The sequence below is a fragment of the Streptomyces sp. WAC 04229 genome (assembly GCF_003947455.1).
Taxonomy (GTDB): domain Bacteria; phylum Actinomycetota; class Actinomycetes; order Streptomycetales; family Streptomycetaceae; genus Streptomyces.
This window is the reverse complement of record NZ_QHJH01000149.1, coordinates 1-17039: the sequence shown is the minus strand read 5'-3', so window position 1 is coordinate 17039 and position 17039 is coordinate 1. Positions and strand designations below refer to the sequence as shown.

Annotated in this window: 10 protein-coding genes; 5 read left to right on the top strand and 5 right to left on the bottom strand. The window is 71.3% G+C overall.

The features are described 5' to 3' along the window. From DMH12_RS28790 to obgE, 4 genes are all read left to right on the top strand, one after another. Nucleotides 1-3462, top strand: a 3462-nt coding sequence (locus DMH12_RS28790; RefSeq protein WP_148107554.1) for an Rne/Rng family ribonuclease, incomplete at its 5' end; no start/stop codon positions are given. A gap of 272 nt (nucleotides 3463-3734) precedes the next feature. Next, nucleotides 3735-4055 carry a 50S ribosomal protein L21 gene (gene rplU / locus DMH12_RS28785; protein ID WP_003976204.1) on the top strand — a complete coding sequence of 107 codons (321 nt, stop codon included), beginning with the start codon at nucleotides 3735-3737 and terminating at the stop codon, nucleotides 4053-4055. 14 nt (nucleotides 4056-4069) lie between these two features. Further along, the gene (gene rpmA, locus DMH12_RS28780; RefSeq protein WP_015033582.1) at nucleotides 4070-4324 is read left to right on the top strand and encodes a 50S ribosomal protein L27; all 255 of its coding nucleotides are present in this window, start codon (nucleotides 4070-4072) and stop codon (nucleotides 4322-4324) included. A 110-nt stretch (nucleotides 4325-4434) separates the two neighbouring features. Beyond that, nucleotides 4435-5871 carry a GTPase ObgE gene (gene obgE / locus DMH12_RS28775; protein ID WP_125494368.1) on the top strand — a complete coding sequence of 479 codons (1437 nt, stop codon included), beginning with the start codon at nucleotides 4435-4437 and terminating at the stop codon, nucleotides 5869-5871. Between the two features lie 69 nt (nucleotides 5872-5940). On the opposite strand, the gene DMH12_RS28770 is transcribed toward obgE, so the two are convergent. The 4 genes from DMH12_RS28770 to DMH12_RS28755 all read right to left on the bottom strand — a co-directional run bounded on the left by DMH12_RS28770 (nucleotide 5941) and on the right by DMH12_RS28755 (nucleotide 13599). Beyond that, nucleotides 5941-7155 (bottom strand): acyltransferase, encoded by a 1215-nt coding sequence (locus DMH12_RS28770; protein WP_125494367.1) that lies wholly within the window; start codon nucleotides 7153-7155, stop codon nucleotides 5941-5943. Between the two features lie 159 nt (nucleotides 7156-7314). After that, on the bottom strand, nucleotides 7315-8460 hold the full coding sequence (locus DMH12_RS28765) for a glycosyltransferase family 4 protein (RefSeq protein ID WP_125494366.1): 1146 nt from the start codon (nucleotides 8458-8460) through the stop codon (nucleotides 7315-7317). Next, nucleotides 8457-11333, bottom strand: a complete 2877-nt coding sequence (locus DMH12_RS28760) for a CDP-glycerol glycerophosphotransferase family protein (protein ID WP_125494365.1) — start codon at nucleotides 11331-11333, stop codon at nucleotides 8457-8459. Before DMH12_RS28760 ends, DMH12_RS28765 begins: the two co-directional genes overlap by 4 nt. Nucleotides 11334-11352: 19 nt before the next feature. After that, the gene (locus DMH12_RS28755; RefSeq protein ID WP_125494364.1) at nucleotides 11353-13599 is read right to left on the bottom strand and encodes a bifunctional glycosyltransferase/CDP-glycerol:glycerophosphate glycerophosphotransferase; all 2247 of its coding nucleotides are present in this window, start codon (nucleotides 13597-13599) and stop codon (nucleotides 11353-11355) included. A gap of 331 nt (nucleotides 13600-13930) precedes the next feature. On the opposite strand from DMH12_RS28755, the gene galE reads away from it, so the two are divergent. Beyond that, complete coding sequence (gene galE / locus DMH12_RS28750; RefSeq protein WP_125494363.1) at nucleotides 13931-14902, top strand: UDP-glucose 4-epimerase GalE; 972 nt, start codon at nucleotides 13931-13933, stop codon at nucleotides 14900-14902. Between the two features lie 24 nt (nucleotides 14903-14926). On the opposite strand, the gene DMH12_RS28745 is transcribed toward galE, so the two are convergent. Beyond that, a partial coding sequence (locus DMH12_RS28745) for a hypothetical protein (RefSeq protein ID WP_399189132.1) occupies nucleotides 14927-17039 on the bottom strand: 2113 nt, incomplete at its 5' end.

The window sequence follows — 17039 nt, the reverse complement described above, 5'->3', positions numbered from 1 at the left end:
CCTGTCGAGCCCGCCGCAGCTCCCGCCGCCGGGACGGAGGCCGAGGACGCCGCGCCCAAGGGCCGCACCCGCCGTCGTGCCACGCGCCGCGTGACGGCCCCGGCCGAGGCGCCCGCCGAGGCCGCCGCCGAGGTGAGCGAGCCCACCCCCGAGCCCGTCCGTGAGGCCACCCCCGAGGCCGTCAAGGACGCCGAGCCCGCCAAGGACGTCGAGCCCGCCGAGGACGTCGAGCCCGCCGAGGACGCCGCTCCGCGCCGGGCGCGCCGCCGGTCCACCCGTAAGGCCGCCGGCGGCTTCGCCGCCCCGGCGCAGACCGCCGCCGCCTCCGACGACGCGCCCAAGCGCCCGTCCCGGCCCGCCGTCGCCGTGTTCCAGGCGCCCGTGTTCGCCGAGCCGCAGTTCCAGACGCCCGAGCGGGCCGCCGCCGAAGCCGCCGCCGAGGCGGCCGGTGCCGCGCCGGCGAAGCCCGTCGAGGCGGCCGAGGAGCAGACCGAGGAGGAGTCCGCCGGGTCGCGTCGCCGTCGCCGCCGCAGGGGCGCCGCCGAGGAGGGCACCGAGGACCGGACGCCCGCCGCCGCGCAGGACGAGCGGGAGACCGACACCCGCGACGACTCCGACACCGAGGCCGACGCCGACTCCGACGAGTCGGGCGAGGACCACGACGACGCCGACGGCTCCGAGGAGTCCGGCTCGCGCCGCCGTCGGCGCCGGGGCGGCCGTCGCCGCCGCCGCGGCGACTCCGCCGACGGCGACCTGAACGACGGCGAGAGCGAGCAGACCGCCGCCGACCAGGCCGATCAGGACGGTGCCGACACCGCCGAGCAGGCCGAGGAGGACACCGAGGAGAGCGCGGAGTCCGCCGGTGACGGTGGCGGCTCCAGCAGCAGCCGGCGCCGTCGCCGCCGTCGCCGCCGGGCCGGGGACGGCTCCGGGGAAGGCGACGCGTCCACCGACGACCCCGAGCGCACCGTCGTCAAGGTCCGCGAGCCCCGCCCGCCGCGGGAGAAGAGCGAGCCCTCCGACGAGGTGCAGTCCATCAAGGGCTCGACCCGCCTGGAGGCCAAGAAGCAGCGCCGCCGCGAGGGCCGCGAGCAGGGCCGTCGGCGCGTGCCGATCATCACCGAGGCCGAGTTCCTGGCCCGCCGCGAGGCCGTCGAGCGCGTGATGGTCGTGCGCCAGCACGGCGAGCGCACGCAGATCGGCGTCCTGGAGGACGGCGTGCTCGTCGAGCACTACGTCAACAAGGAGCAGGCCACCTCGTACGTCGGCAACGTCTACCTCGGCAAGGTGCAGAACGTGCTGCCGTCGATGGAGGCCGCCTTCATCGACATCGGCAAGGGCCGCAACGCCGTCCTGTACGCCGGTGAGGTCAACTTCGAGGCGCTGGGCATGGCGAACGGCCCGCGGCGCATCGAGTCCGCCCTCAAGTCCGGCCAGTCGGTCCTGGTGCAGGTCACCAAGGACCCGATCGGCCACAAGGGCGCCCGTCTGACCAGCCAGGTCTCGCTGCCCGGCCGCTACCTGGTCTACGTGCCCGAGGGCTCGATGACCGGCATCAGCCGCAAGCTGCCCGACACCGAGCGGTCCCGGCTGAAGACCATCCTCAAGAAGATCGTCCCCGAGGACGCGGGCGTCATCGTGCGCACCGCGGCCGAGGGCGCCAGCGAGGACGAGCTGCGCCGCGACGTCGAGCGGCTCCAGGCGCAGTGGGAGGACATCCAGAAGAAGGCCAAGAGCGGCAACGCGCCGACGCTGCTCTACGGCGAGCCGGACATGACCGTCCGGGTCGTGCGCGACATCTTCAACGAGGACTTCTCCCAGGTCGTCGTCAGCGGTGACGACGCCTGGCAGACCATCCACGGCTACGTGTCCCACGTGGCGCCCGACCTCGCCGACCGGCTGTCGAAGTGGACCAGCGAGGTCGACGTCTTCGCGACGTACCGGATCGACGAGCAGCTCGCCAAGGCGCTGGACCGCAAGGTCTGGCTGCCCAGCGGCGGTTCGCTGGTGATCGACCGGACCGAGGCGATGATCGTCGTCGACGTCAACACCGGCAAGTTCACCGGCCAGGGCGGCAACCTGGAGGAGACGGTCACCAGGAACAACCTGGAGGCGGCCGAGGAGATCGTGCGCCAGCTCCGGCTGCGCGACCTCGGCGGCATCATCGTCATCGACTTCATCGACATGGTGCTGGAGTCCAACCGGGACCTGGTGCTGCGGCGTCTGCTCGAGTGCCTGGGCCGGGACCGTACGAAGCACCAGGTCGCCGAGGTGACCTCGCTGGGTCTGGTGCAGATGACCCGCAAGCGGGTCGGCCAGGGCCTGCTCGAGTCGTTCTCGGAGACCTGCGTCCACTGCAACGGCCGCGGTGTCATCGTCCACCTCGACCAGCCGACCGCGGCCGGTGGCGGCGGTGGCGGGAGCAAGCGCCGCAAGCGGGCGCGGGCCGGGGCCGACCAGCCGCACGAGCACGAGGCGGTGGCCGGCGTCGAGACCGGTCCGACGGCGGAGCAGGAGGCGGACACCGAGTCCGAGTCCGAGGTCGCCGCCGAGGTAGCCGAGCCGGTCGGCCTCCCGGCGCCCGACTTCACCGCGGACGAGGAGCTGTACAGCAGCGCCGCCGAAGCCGAGGCGGCCGCCACACGCGGTCGTGGCCGGCGTCGCGCGAGCCGTAGGGCGTCGGCCCCGGCGGGCGCGCCGAAGGCCGGGAAGGGCGAGGCCGCCCGCGCCGAGGGCCCGACCGCGCAGGACGTCACGGTGCGGGAGGAGGTCGAGCGTCCCGTGCGGCGCGAGTCCGCCGCCGAGGTGCTGGCCGAGCCCGCGGCCGTCGAGGACGCGGTCGCCGGCGGCCACGTCACGGCCCCCGCCGAGGCGCCGGCGCCCGCCGCCGAGGAGGCCGCGCCCAAGGGCCGTACCCGCCGCCGGGCCACCCGGAAGGTGTCCGCACCGGCCGGTTCGCCCGCGGGTGCGGAGGCGGCCGTGCTGACGGTTCCCGAGGCCGCGCCGTCCGCACCGGCCGCGGAGGCCGAGCAGGCGCCTCAGGCGCCCGCCGAGGCCCCCGCGGAGCCCGCCGCCGAGGAAGCGGCCCCGGCCCGTCCGCGCCGCCGGGCGGTTCGCAAGTCCACCGCGCCCACCGCGTCCGAGGAGGCGGCCGTCATGGTCGTCCCGTCGGCCGGGCCGGAGGAGGAGCGGGCCGAGCAGGACACGGAGGCCGCCGAGGAGGCCGCCCCGGCCAAGAAGGCGGCGGCCCGCAAGACGGCCAAGAAGGCGACGGCGAAGAAGGCCGCCACCAAGAAGACCGCGGCCAAGAAGACGACGACCGCGAAGAAGGCCACGGCGAAGAAGGCGGCCAAGACGACGACCGCCAAGAAGACCACGGCCAAGAAGACGGCGTCGAAGAAGACCGCGGCCGCGGCGCAGCAGGCGCCGTCCTCGGTCACGGCCGCCACCGACGAGGGCTGATCCGGCACCGTCGCAGACCCTGTGGCCCCGTTCGCCCGGCATCCGGGCGGGCGGGGCCGCGGTGCGCGGGCGGACAGGGGCCCGGTTTGACCCCTGTCGTGCGGCCCCGTAATCTTGAGCGTCGGCGTGTCGAGTGACGCGTCACATCCCCGTAAACCTCTTTCCTTCCGGGTACGGGCCCTTCGCGGGCCCCGGCCGGGAGAGGCTGTCCGTGTGTCACCGGGTGGCTGGACTGCGGGGGTGCCGTTCCCGAGCGAGAGAGTGAGATCCGCGTGTACGCCATCGTGCGCAGCGGTGGTCGCCAGCACAAGGTTGCTGTCGGCGACATCGTTGAGGTTGACAAGATTTCCACCGGCAAGGTCGGCGACACGGTCGAGCTCTCGACCCTGCTCGTCGTCGACGGCGACGCTGTGACCAGCGACCCGTGGGTGCTGGCCGGCATCAAGGTCCAGGCCGAGATCGTGGACCACCACAAGGGCCAGAAGATCGACATTCTGCGCTACAAGAACAAGACCGGCTACCGCCGTCGTCAGGGCCACCGCCAGCAGTACACGGCGATCAAGGTCACTGAGATCCCCGCGGCTGCGAAGTAAGGGACTGAGGAGACATGGCACACAAGAAGGGCGCATCGTCCACCCGGAACGGTCGCGACTCGAATGCCCAGCGGCTCGGCGTGAAGCGCTTCGGCGGTCAGGCCGTCAACGCGGGTGAGATCCTGGTCCGTCAGCGCGGCACCCACTTCCACCCGGGCAGCGGCGTCGGCCGTGGCGGCGACGACACGCTGTTCGCCCTGCAGGCCGGTGCGGTGCAGTTCGGCACCCACCGTGGCCGCAAGGTCGTGAACATCGTCCCGGTCGCCTGACCGGACACTTTCGCGAGGCGGGCCTCACTTCCCCGAGGGGAAGCGGGTCCGCCTTTCGCGTGTTACCCAAGAGACATCCCCGCAGTAAGCAGTAACTGGAGGCACATCCCATGACCACCTTCGTGGACCGCGTCGAGCTGCACGTCGCCGCGGGTAACGGAGGCCACGGCTGTGCCTCCGTCCACCGGGAGAAGTTCAAGCCGCTCGGCGGCCCGGACGGCGGCAACGGCGGCCGGGGCGGCGACGTCGTCCTCACCGTGGACCAGTCCGTGACCACGCTCCTCGAATACCACCACTCGCCGCACCGCAAGGCCACCAACGGCAAGCCCGGCGAGGGCGGCCACCGCTCCGGCAAGGACGGCCAGGACCTGGTCCTGCCCGTCCCCGACGGCACCGTCGTCCTCGACAAGGCCGGCAACGTCCTCGCCGACCTGGTCGGCCACGGCACCTCGTACGTCGCCGCGCAGGGCGGCCGGGGCGGCCTCGGCAACGCGGCGCTGGCCTCGGCCCGGCGCAAGGCGCCCGGCTTCGCGCTGCTCGGCGAGCCCGGCGACCTCCAGGACATCCACCTGGAGCTGAAGACCGTCGCCGACGTGGCGCTGGTGGGCTACCCGAGCGCCGGCAAGTCCTCGCTGATCTCCGTGCTGAGCGCGGCCAAGCCGAAGATCGCCGACTACCCCTTCACGACGCTCGTCCCGAACCTGGGCGTGGTGACGGCCGGCGAGACCGTCTACACCATCGCGGACGTCCCCGGCCTCATCCCCGGCGCCAGCCAGGGCAAGGGCCTCGGCCTGGAGTTCCTGCGGCACGTGGAGCGGTGCAGCGTGCTGGTGCACGTCCTGGACACGGCGACGCTGGAGTCCGAGCGCGACCCGCTCTCCGACCTGGACGTCATCGAGGCCGAGCTGCGCGAGTACGGCGGCCTGGACAACCGGCCCCGGATCGTCGTCCTCAACAAGATCGACGTGCCCGACGGCAAGGACCTCGCCGAGATGGTCCGCCCGGACCTGGAGGAGCGCGGCTACCGCGTCTTCGAGGCGTCCGCGGTGGCCCACATGGGCCTCAAGGAGCTTTCCTTCGCGCTGGCCGAGCTGGTGGCCGGGGCGCGTGCCGCCCGGCCCAAGGAGGAGGCCACGCGGATCGTCATCCGGCCCAAGGCGGTGGACGAAGCCGGCTTCACCGTCACCCGCGAGGAGGACGGCCTGTTCCGGGTGCGCGGCGAGAAGCCCGAACGCTGGGTGCGCCAGACCGACTTCAACAACGACGAGGCCGTCGGCTACCTCTCCGACCGGCTCAACCGCCTCGGTGTCGAGGACCGGCTGATGAAGGCCGGCGCCCGCAACGGCGACGGTGTGGCGATCGGCCCCGAGGACAACGCGGTCGTCTTCGACTGGGAGCCGTCGGTGACGGCCGGCGCCGAGATGCTCGGCCGCCGCGGCGAGGACCACCGCTTCGAGGCCCCCCGGCCCGCCGCCCAGCGCCGCCGCGACCGGGATGCCGAACGGGACGACGCGGAGCGGGAGTTCGACGGCTTCGAACCGTTCTGAGCGTCCCGCTCCCCCTGAACTACGGCCGGGTCGGCGTCCTCGTACGCTGACCCGGCCGCTGCGGTCGGGTCACGACCGTTGCCGCGGAGCCGGCGCCTTCAGCCCGAACTCGGCGCTGCTCAGACGCCGTCGCATGGCGACCGCGATCGGACGCTCGACGAAGCGCTGGACGAAGTACGAGAGCACGATGAGGCCGCCGGCCGTCATCCCCACCAGGGCCCAGGGATCCACGCGGCCGCTGAAGTGGTGCACCACCGTCACCCCGAGCACGTCGTGCAGCAGGTACAGCGGGAAGGTCAGGGTGCCGGCGACGGTCAGCCAGCGTCCGCGGATCCAGGTGGTCCAGCCGAGCGCGATCGCGGCGATGAGCAGGAAGAACACCGTGGTCGCGAGGATCAGCCAGCCACGCCACGGCGACCAGGTCTCCCAGTTGTTGCGCCCGCCGTGCGGGGCCAGCAGGAAGTGCAGCGCCAGCAGCCAGGACATGGCCACGATGCCCCACAGCAGCGGTGTCGGCCGGTAGCGGTACATCAGGTAGAAGGCCATGCCCGCGATGAAGAACGGCGCGGACGTCGGATTGACCAGCAGCGTCAGCAGCGGGATCCCGGCGCTGGGCGCCAGCACCGCGGCGACCGTCCACAGCCCGCAGAAGATCACCACTCGCTGGTAGGTCAGCCCCTTCCACACCACCACCGCGAAGGTGAGGTAGAAGCAGAGCTCCGGCCAGAGCGTCCAGTAGACCGAGTCGAGGTTGTCGACGCCGAGCGGGGTCTGCAGCATCGTGAAGTTCGCGAAGAGCACCCGGGGGTTGGGGTGCCCGAACGGCGTGTCGAAGAGGTAGATCACAGCGGCTGACACCACGATCGCCACCCAGTACATCGGGTACAGCCGGGTGACCCGCGAGATGAAGAAGTCGCGGGGGGTGCGGCCCCACGCGCTCATGCAGATCACGAAACCGCTGATGAGGAAGAACAGGTCGACACCGAGCCGGCCGAAGGCGAAGTAGCGGTGCGCGTCCGGGAACAGGGCGTCCACCGGGCGCCCCCACACGAACTCCATCGCCCCGGGCGTCTGGCCGACGAAGTGGAACAGGACCACGGCGAGCGCCGCCAGGAAGCGCAGCCCGTCCAGGGCGGCGAGCCGGTTCTTGCGGACCACCGGTCCGGCGTCCGCCACCGGTACCTCCGCGGCCGGCTGCGGGGACGGCGCTTGCGGGACGACTGCGGACACCCCCAGCTCCACGGTGGGGCTGTCCGCCGGTGGGTGCTGGTCCGTCTGGCGCATTCATCTGCCTTTCCGGTGGCATGCCGAGGTGCGTGAGGTCCCCGGCGCGATCGCGCTTCCATGACCGACCGGCCCGGGGAATGGTTGTAGAACGTTCCAGCACGTACGGCGGGCGCGGGCCGGGCCGGCCCGCGCCGTCACCGTCGACGGGTCCGGAACTCAGCGTTCCAGGAAGGTGAACAGCTCTTCCCACTGGTCCGTGATGGCCGAGGGCGAGTAACGCTGCACGTTCTCACGTGCCTTCTCGCCCATGGTGTCGCGCAGCTCGTCGTCCTCCATGAGCCGCCCCAGCTGCCGCGCGAGCTCCATGGTGTTGCCCGGACGGGCGAGGAGACCGTCCTCCTCGTCCTGGACGATCTGGCGGACACCCGGAGCGCAGTCGAAGGCCGCGCAGGGCACGGCACACGCCATGGCCTCCAGCAGCGCCAGCGGGAAGCCCTCGCCGCGGGAGGACTGGACGAACACCGAGGCGCCGTGCAGCGCGCCCACCACGTCGTCCGTCTGGCCGGCCCACTCCACCGAGTCGTCCAGCCCCAGACGGGTGCACTGTTCCTTCAGCGCGCTCTCGTCGGGACCGGAACCGTAGATGCGCAGGCGCCACCCGGGGTGCTTGGGCGCCGTATCGGCCCAGGTGTCCAGGAGCATGTCGATGCCCTTCTGGTGACCCAGGCGGCCGATGCTCGCGACGACCTTCTCGGTACGCGCGGACGGGACCTCCGGCATCATCGGCAGGGGGTTGGGCATGAACCCCACGTTGTTCAGGCCGCGGCCGACCCAGAGGTCCGCGTCCTCCTGGGTGAGCAGGAGAAGCCGGTCGATGTCCTTGTAGTACCGCTGGACACGCTGGAAACGGGAGGAGCCCTTCGAGTACTCGTAGGACTCGTGGCTCATGCCGATGACCGGGTGACCGGCCGTGTCGGCGGCGGCCACCCACTCCATCGCCCAGACCTGGGTCACGACGATCATGGCGCCGGGACCGGCGGCCCGGAAGAGCCGGGACAGCCGTTCCGTCGCCTCCCGCATGCCCGCTTCACGGGCCGCCTCGCGGCGGCGGGCCGCGATGTTGGCCCGGTCGCGGAGGTTCTTGGCCTGCCACGGACCGGGCGGGCGCCGGTCGTAGAGCGTCACCGTGGCGAAGGGCGGGTCCTCCCCGAGGTCCATCGGCACCTCGGGCGGCGCGATGCCCACGATGGTCACGCGGTGTCCGCGCTCGGCGAGCAGCTGGGCCATCAGAGCCTGCCAGCGGGCGACGCCGCCGAGTTCGTTGACCTCGTTGGCCACGAAGATGATGTCGCGCTCTGTCATCGGGTTGCTCCCTCGGAGCCGAAGAAGCGGTCGACGATCTGCGCGGCCGCGTCGCCGCGGTCGTACTCGCCGTACTGCGTCATGAATTCCTTGACCGGGCCCTCGCATCCGGACGCGAGCGCGTCGAGGTCGGACAGCACCTCGAAGAGCTCCTCCGCCGTCCCGGCCACCGGGCCGGGGGCCTTCTCCGACAGGTCGAAGTAGGTGCCGCGGCTGTTCTGCGCGTACTCGTCCCAGTCGTAGGTGAAGAAGACCATCGGCCGCTGGAGCAGGGCGTAGTCGAACATCACGGAGGAGTAGTCGGTGACCATCGCGTCCGCGAGCAGCAGGACGGGAGTGATGTCCGGTTCCTCGCTGACGTTGACGACCCGGCCGGCCACCGACGGCGGCAGCGTGACGTTGTTCAGGTAGTGCGTGCGGATCAGCAGCGTGAAACGGTCACCGAAGCGGTCCGCGAACTCCTCGACGTCGAAGGGGAACTCGAACTTGCGGACCTTGCCGTTCGCCTGGGCCCGGAAGGTCGGGGCGTACAGCACGACCGGGAGGTCCCGGCGGATGCCCAGCCGTTCGGCAAGCTCCTGCGCCGCCGGGTCGGTGTCCGCCGAGTCGCGGGCACGCACCAGGGCGTCGTTGCGCGGGTACCCCGTGCGCAGCAGCCGTTCCTCGGGTATTCGGTACGCCCGGGCCAGCGTCTTCTCGTCGTGCTCACCACGGACCACGAAGTGGTCGAAGCGGTCGATGGCCCGCTGGTAGGCCCGCTGCTCGTGCTCGGGCATGATCCGGTAGTGCGGCTCGTCGAAGCCCATGCGCTTGAGGGCGGAGCCGTGCCAGGTCTGGATGTAGGTGGTCTCCGCACGCTTGGGCAGCTTCAGCGGGAAGCCCTGGTTGTCGATCCAGAACTCGGCCTGCGCCAGCGCCCTCAGGTACGGCCACGACCAGCGGCGCACCAGCTCGACGTCCTCGGGGAAGCCGGTGGGGCGGTTGCCCGCGTACGACCAGATCGCCTTGATCGGCACCCCACGCCGGCGCAGTTCCTCGTAGATCGCGCGCGGACTGTCGCTGTACTGCTTGCCGAGGTGGCTCTCGAAGACGACGGTGCCCTTGCGCACGGGCAGGATCCGGATCATGCGCTCGAAGGTCTCGATCTTGCGCGGTCCGGAGTTCAGGTCCTTGCGCACCTTGGCGACCTTGCGCACCACCTTCTTCGCCATGCGCGCCGGAGGGCTCTGGATGTTGCGCTGGACCAGGGAGGAGGTGCGCTGTGCCAGCCGGCTGTGCTGGGTCAGCCGGAAGGCGAGGTGCCCGTTGGCCGAGGCGTGCGGCAGGATCCGGTCGGCCATCATCCGGCCCAGCCGCGGCCGGATCCGGATCGCGCCGGCGCCCTCCAGGTCCGTGCGACCGACGGTGAGCCGGCTCGTCGTGCGCTCGCCGTCGACCACGAGGTGCAGGCGGACGTCCCACACGTCGTCGACGAGGCCCACGGGGCGCAGCCTCGTCGCCAGCGCGACCGTGGTCTGCCAGGTCAGGGAGTCGCCCTCGTGCCGGATCTCCGACACCGGGAAGCGGAACGACTGAAGGCTCTTGCGGCGGGCGCGGAACTCCAGTTCGCCCTCGAGGACGGCATCGGGAGCGATCACTCCCAGCGGGTTGACCAGGGCTCCGGCGAGGACGACCCCCGAGGAGTTCTCCGCGTACCGGGTCACCGCGTTGCGCAGGTTGAGACGCTGCACCGGCTTGGCGTGGTAGCCGAGGTCGGTCACGTCGAGGATGGTGCGGCCCATCGGGTCGTCGAGGTGCTCGGCGCACCAGTAGACCCGGCCGTCGCGCTCCAGCAGCGGGCTGGAGACCTTGCTCTTGTTGATGAGCGTGTCGATGGCGGGCATGAGGTGTTCCCAGTCCTCACGCAGCAGCAGGTAGGCGCAGAGCCGGTGGATCGGGGACAGCTCGGCGTACGCCTCGTCGGGGAAGTCCTGGATGTAGCTGCGGGCCATCTCCGCGAAGTGGTGCCGGTACTCGTCGTCCAGGAAGGGCAGGTCCCGGAGGTAGAGGACCAGGTCGTGCTTGAGGAACTTGGTGTCCTTGTGGAGCTTGAGCTCGTCGTGGCCCTCTTCGGCGAGGATGCGGTCGATCCTGCGGTGGATCTCCAGCCGGTCGGCGAAGTTGTTGATCTCGTGTCGCCGGTTGCTGATCGACTTCTCTTCGGTCTTCTCGACGACGTTCCAGTGGTAGACCGTGTTGGGGATGAGCGTGATCCGGGACGCGGCCAGGTACGCCTGCGCGGAGAAGAGCAGGTCCTCGTAGTGGATGCCGCGCGGGAAGGTCAGTCCGCTCTCGACGAGGAACTCGCGCCGGTAGCACTTGTTGGTCGACAGGGTGTCGAAGACCAGCAGGTCCGGTATCTCGGCGACCGAATCGAAGGTACGGGTCTGCCGGTAGAGCCACTGGTACCACTTGGCCGTCTTGCCCGACCGGCTGTCGGTGTGCACACGCAGGCAGAGGCCGGAGACGAGATCGGCGCCCGTGCGCTCGGCGGCCTCCAGCATGTTGCGACAGGCGTTGACCTCCAGGGTGTCGTCGCTGTCGAGGAACATGACGTAACGACCGCGGGCGATGGCTATGCCCTGGTTGCGCGGCTCGCCGCAGCCTCCGCTGTTCTCCGCCAGCTGGATGGCGCGCACCCGGTCGGAGCCGGCCGCCAGCTGCTGCGCGACTTCGAACGAGCCGTCGGTGGAGTGGTCGTCGGCGACGATGACCTCGACGTTGTGAAGGGTCTGGTCGAGAACCGACTGCACCGCCGTCGGAAGACGGGCGGCGTCGTTGTAGACGATGACGACGACGCTTACGTCTGGTGTTCTGTCGTCTTGCTGGGACACAGCGGCAGCTACCTCTGACTCAAAGAACGGATATCGGGTCGGACGCCGCGACGTCCGGGCCGGGCGGTGGAGCAGGCACCCGCTCGTCCAGCGGCACGATCGGCGGCAGTTCCGCGAGTGGTTCACCCAAGAAGACGTGTCGAACCACCCGTTCGGATGCACGACCGTCATCGAAATCACAGAAACGCCGCCGGAACCGGTCTCGGGCCTCTGCGGCCCGGTCGCCGCGCCACTCGCCGGAGCTGAGCAGCTCGCTCAGCTCCTCCTGCGTGGTGGCCACGGCTCCCGGCCCCTCCCGCAGCACGTCGAAGTACGTTCCGCGGACGACGGAGTAGGTGTCCCAGTCGTCGGCGAAGATCACGATGGGGCGGTTCAGGTTGGCGTAGTCGAACATCGCCGACGAGTAGTCCGTGATCAGGGCGTCGGCGGCGAGGTACAGCCGCTCCACCGACGGATGACCGGACACGTCGACGATGCGTCCGCTGGACTGCAGCTCGGTGAGACGTGCGGAGCCGCCGTAGAAGTAGTGCCCGCGCACCAGCACGGTGACGTCGGGTCCCAGCCGCTCGGCGAGCTGCTCCAGGTCGAGACGGGGCACGAAGCCGCTCTGGTACTCGCGGTGCGTCGGCGTGTAGAGGAAGGCCGTGGTGCCCTCACTCAGGCCCAGTTCCTCCCTGGCCGCACGCACGTCCTCGGCCGTCGCCCGCAGGAGGATGTCGTTGCGCGGGTAGCCGGTATCCAGCGAGGTGTAGGAACAGGGGTACACCCGCTCCCACACGCTGGAAGAGAAGCGGTTGGAGCTGAGGCTGAAGTCCCAGCGGTCGCAGCGCTGCAGGAGCTTGCGGAAGCTCATGTTGGTGGAGGCCGGATACTTCTGCTGGTCCAGGCCCATCGTCTTCAGCGGGGTGCCGTGATGGGTCTGCACATGGACCTGGCCCTCCCGCTTCACCACGCTGTCCCCGAAGTTCACGTTGTTGACGAGGTACTTGGCGCGGGCCACGGCCGCCCAGTACTCCCGCGACCCCACGCGGACGTACTCCACGCCTTCGGGGACCTGCTTCACGGCTTCCGGCCGGACCGCCCAGACCCGGCGCACATGGGGAGCCAGGCGGCCCAGCTCGGCGTCGATGGCAGCGGGGTTGCAGGACACGCTGCGCCCCCAGTAGGCGGAGAACACGGCCAGGTTCTCGTCCAGCGGCAGCCTCAGCTGCGACCGGTAGAAGACGCCCATCGCGCTGCGCTTGGAACGGTTCAGCACGCGACGCGTCTTGCTCTGCACCCGCTGGCGGGTCCGCGCGGCGGCCAGCGCGCCCATCAAGGCGGGGTACGCGTCGCGCTGCAGCATCGTGTACTTGTGGCGGCGACGGCCGGCCGGCAGCTCGAAGTCCTGCGGCAGGTACGCCCGGTAGTCGGCGGCGGCGCGGTGGAAGAACTCGGCACGCGCGTTCTGCGGCAGCCGGCCCGGACGCTCCAGCACGGTCAGGTAGTGATCGACCATCTTGCGGAACAGCGGAGCGTGCCACTGGGCGAGTTCGTCGCGCCGGCCGACGAACTCGAAGACCCGACGGTACTGGTCGAAGACGTCGAAGTGCTTGCGGCTGACCGTCTTGAGGATGTTGCCGCCCTCGCGACGCTGGCGGTAGAGCACGCAGACACGGCCCAGCACGGCGATCCGCTCGGCACTGATCATCGAGCAGAACGTCCAGGGTGCGTCCTCGTAGTACCCCGGCGGGAAGGTCAGCCCGATCCGGGTGATGAAGTCGCGGCGGTAGGCCTTGTTCCAGACGATCTGCAGCAGGTCGAGCAGTTCCGGACGTTCGGCGAGGGAGAAGACGTCAGGGCTCTCGGCGGTGAGGACGTCGGCCCGCAGATTGGGGCGGACGCGGCCGTCCCAGTAGGTGCGGGCGTAGTCGTAGACGAGCACCTCGGGGTTTCCGGTGGCCTCGAGACGTTCGGCTATCGCTGCCAGGGCACCGTCGGTCAGCGAGTCGTCGCTGTCGAGGAAGAGCACGTACTCGCCCTGTGCCCGTTCCAGCCCCGCGTTCCGCGCGCGACCCAGTCCGACATTCTCCGTGAGATGAATCACATGGACGCGGGGATCCCGCTTCGCGTACTCGTCGAGAATGGCCCCCGACCCGTCCGGCGAGCAGTCGTCGACCGCGACGATCTCGTAATCCGTGTATTCCTGACCGAGTACGGAATCAAGACATTCTGGCAGGTATCCCTGCACCTTGTACACGGGAATGACGAGAGAGAGCTTGGGCATTCTTACAACCTGTTCCGAGTCGCGGAGGGGCGCGGGCTGGGACCGGAACGCGCTCCGAGCGTCGGGGGGCCCGAGCGCGCCGCCGCATCAGCGTAAAGGATTCACGTGAAGTTTCCGTGGGTGCGGTGGCCCGACCGGGGGAGACCGGGGCACCTCGCGCAACCAGGCGTGGCGGAACGCCCCGCGGGCGCGGTGCGAGGAGGGCGAGACCTTGCTCACCTTCGGTCCACCCGCACCTTTCTTCGTTTCTGCCCCGATGTGCCCGACTCGATTTTCCGCAGCCCACCGACGAGTGTGCAGCCCAGTGACAAGGATCTGGGAGGCATGAGAAATGAGCTGGCTGGTCACGGGCGGAGCCGGGTACATCGGCGCGCATGTGGTGCGCGCCCTGGTCGACGGCGGCGAACGTGCCGTCGTGTACGACGACCTGTCCACCGGCAGCGCCGACCGGGTGCCCGACGGGGTCCCGCTGGTGGTCGGCAGCGTGCTCGACGGAGCCCTGCTGGAAGGCGCGATTCGTGACCATGCTGTGACAGGCGTGGTGCACATCGCGGCCAAGAAGCAGGTCGGCGAATCGGTCGAGCGGCCACTGCACTACTACCGGGAGAACGTCACGGGCCTGGCGACCCTCCTGGAGGCCATGACGTCCACCGGTGTCGGCCGCCTCGTCTTCTCCTCCTCCGCCGCCGTCTACGGCATGCCCGACGTGGACCTCGTCACGGAGGACACCCCGTGCCTGCCGATGAGCCCCTACGGTGAGACCAAGCTGGTCGGCGAGTGGCTGATCAACGCCGCCGCCCGGGCCCACGGCATCCGCGCCGCCTCACTGCGCTACTTCAACGTCGCGGGCGCGGCAACCCCCGAGCTGTCCGACTCCGGTGTCTTCAACCTCATCCCCATGGTCTTCGAACGCCTGGAGGCGGGCGACGCCCCGCGGGTCTTCGGCGACGACTACGCCACCCCCGACGGCACCTGTGTGCGGGACTACATCCACGTCGAGGACATCGCCTCCGCCCACCTCGCGGCCGCGCGTCGACTGGCGGATGCCCCGGAGGGTACGGCGCTCACCCTCAACATCGGCCGCGGTGAGGGGAATTCGGTGCGGGATCTGGTCGACCGCATCCTCAAGGTCACCGACAGGCAGGACCTCTCCCCGCAGGTGACCGGACGCCGTCCCGGTGACCCGGCCCGCGTAGTCGCCTCCGCCGACCGCGCCCGCGAGGAACTCGGCTGGACGGCCCGCCACGACCTGGACGCCATGATCGAGTCCGCCTGGCAGGGCTGGCGCCACCGGCACGGCTGAGGTCCGGCCGCGCGGCGGCGGCGCTCAGGCGCGGCCCCGCGGCTGCGTCCGTCCGGCCTGCGGGGTGCCGGCCGAGGCCGTGGACCGCTCGGCGGGCCCGCGCCGCGGCCCGGGCAGGGGCAGCTCCGTGGCGAGCCGCTCGGCCATGCGAGTCCGGTGCTCCCCGGCGGCCGTGCACAGCGACCGCACGGCCGCCGCGAAGCGCTCCTGCGGGGGCGGCCCGGCCGGGCCCAGCAGCCGCAGGGCCAACGCGGCCCGCTCCCCGGCCAGTTCGTCCAGCTCCGGATGACGGACCGCGTCCAGCAGGTCCGGCACCCCGGCCGCGTCCGGCGTCAGCACGGTCGCCGCCACCACCGTCGGGAACGACTTGCGGAACACGTCCTCGGCCAGCCCGCTGGTGTTGGCCACCGCGTACGGCTTGCCGCTCGCCAGGAAGTCGCTGATCACGCTGGAGACATCGCTGATCAGCAGGTCCGCCCGGTTGAAGCAGGTGTAGAGCGGCGGCCGGGCGTCCGTGACCACCTGGTGCTCCCACTCGGGCAGCGACGCCCAGTACGCCTCCTCCCAGGCGGCCGTCGCCCGCGCCACCGCCTCCGCCCGCCCGGACGCCGGCGCCGGACCGCGCAGCATCCGCTCCGCCTGGTCGGCGGCCGAACGGAAACGGGGCGCGGTGAGCCGGTCCAGCTCCGCGGTCCGCCGGGCCAGCTCGGCCGCTGCCGACGGCGCGGGCCGGGGCCCGCCCCGCTCCCGGTTCGCCGCCCGCACCAGCTCCCGCACGCGCAGATCGGCCGCCCGGGCCCGCGGATCCACCGACCCCGTCAGCGGATGCGGCTTGTACAGCAGCCGTACCGCCGGGTCCGCGAGCAGCGCCCGGACCAGGTGCTCGCCCGCCTCCACCACCGACGTGTTGCCCGGATTGCCGTCCCAGCCCTCCCAGGTGGGCGCGTACAGCACGGTCGTGAAGGCTCCCGGCGCGGGCGGTCCCGCGTGCGGCCGTACGGCGCCGAGCTGCGGGCGGCCGATCTCCACCACGTCCTTGTCCTCGACGCCGACCTCCGCCAGCGCGTACCGCTCGCGCGCCGCGGGACCGGCCACCCACACCTCGTCGTACGCCTTCGCGTACGGGTTGCAGGAGGACAGCTTGTCGCTCTCCCCGTGGTTGACGAAGGCGTGCTTGATGGTGGGGATGCGCAGCACCTGCGAGGTCTTCCCGGAGTTCGAGGGGTGCAGCAGGACCCGCAGGGTGGAGTGCTCCAGGCGCATCAGTGTGGACACCTTCGGCAGGCACACCACGGGGATGTCCGTCGCCGCGATCCGCTGCACCATGAACCGCTCGCGCAGCACGATCACCGGCCGCCCCTCCAGTCGCGCCAGCGGCTCCAGCCACATGTTCGCCTGGTACGCCGAGGACGCCCCGCCCGAGAAGTACAGGCCGACCGTCGGCCGGTACTCCGCGAGCCACGCCTCGAACCAGTCGAGCACCTCCTGCTCACCTGCGGGCCTGCGCCCCGGCAGCAGCCGCGTCAGCAGCGCGCACAGGCCGGCCAGCGCCAGCGTGAGGGAGAGCCCGAGGCCCGCCGCGCCCCACACCGGCGCGTCGGTGGCCGCCGTGGCCAGCAGCCCGGCCGACGCCGGCAGCCCGAAGACCGCCAGCCGGTGCCCGGGGCGGCGCAGCAGCAGCGGGGGCGCCGGGGTCAGCCGCAGCGCCGAGGCGTCGATGTTCCGGGTCACCACGGGCAGCGTCCGGGTGCGGCGGACCAGGACGGAGGCTGCCTGGACCGCCCAGTGCAGCGCGTAGAAGACGAGGAGCGCGGCGACCAGCGGGGCGTACACCCCCTCCCGGTGCTGCTCGCCGAGCCGCAGCAGCCCGATCACGAGCAGCAGGTCCCGCAGCACGTGCCGGACCGTGACGTCGGCGTGCGACTTGGCGAAGAGCGACACCATGCCCCGCTGCCACCGGTACAGCACCCCCTCGGCGGCCAGCGAACCGGCGGTCGCGGCGAGCAGCAGCGGCACGTGCGGCAGCAGCGCGCCCACCGCCTGGGCGGCGAAGGCGGCCGCCAGGACGCTCAGGACGAGCAGCTTCACCGCGGTCCGCCGGCCGGGCAGGCACGGGCGGCGGCGGAAGGGGCGGGGG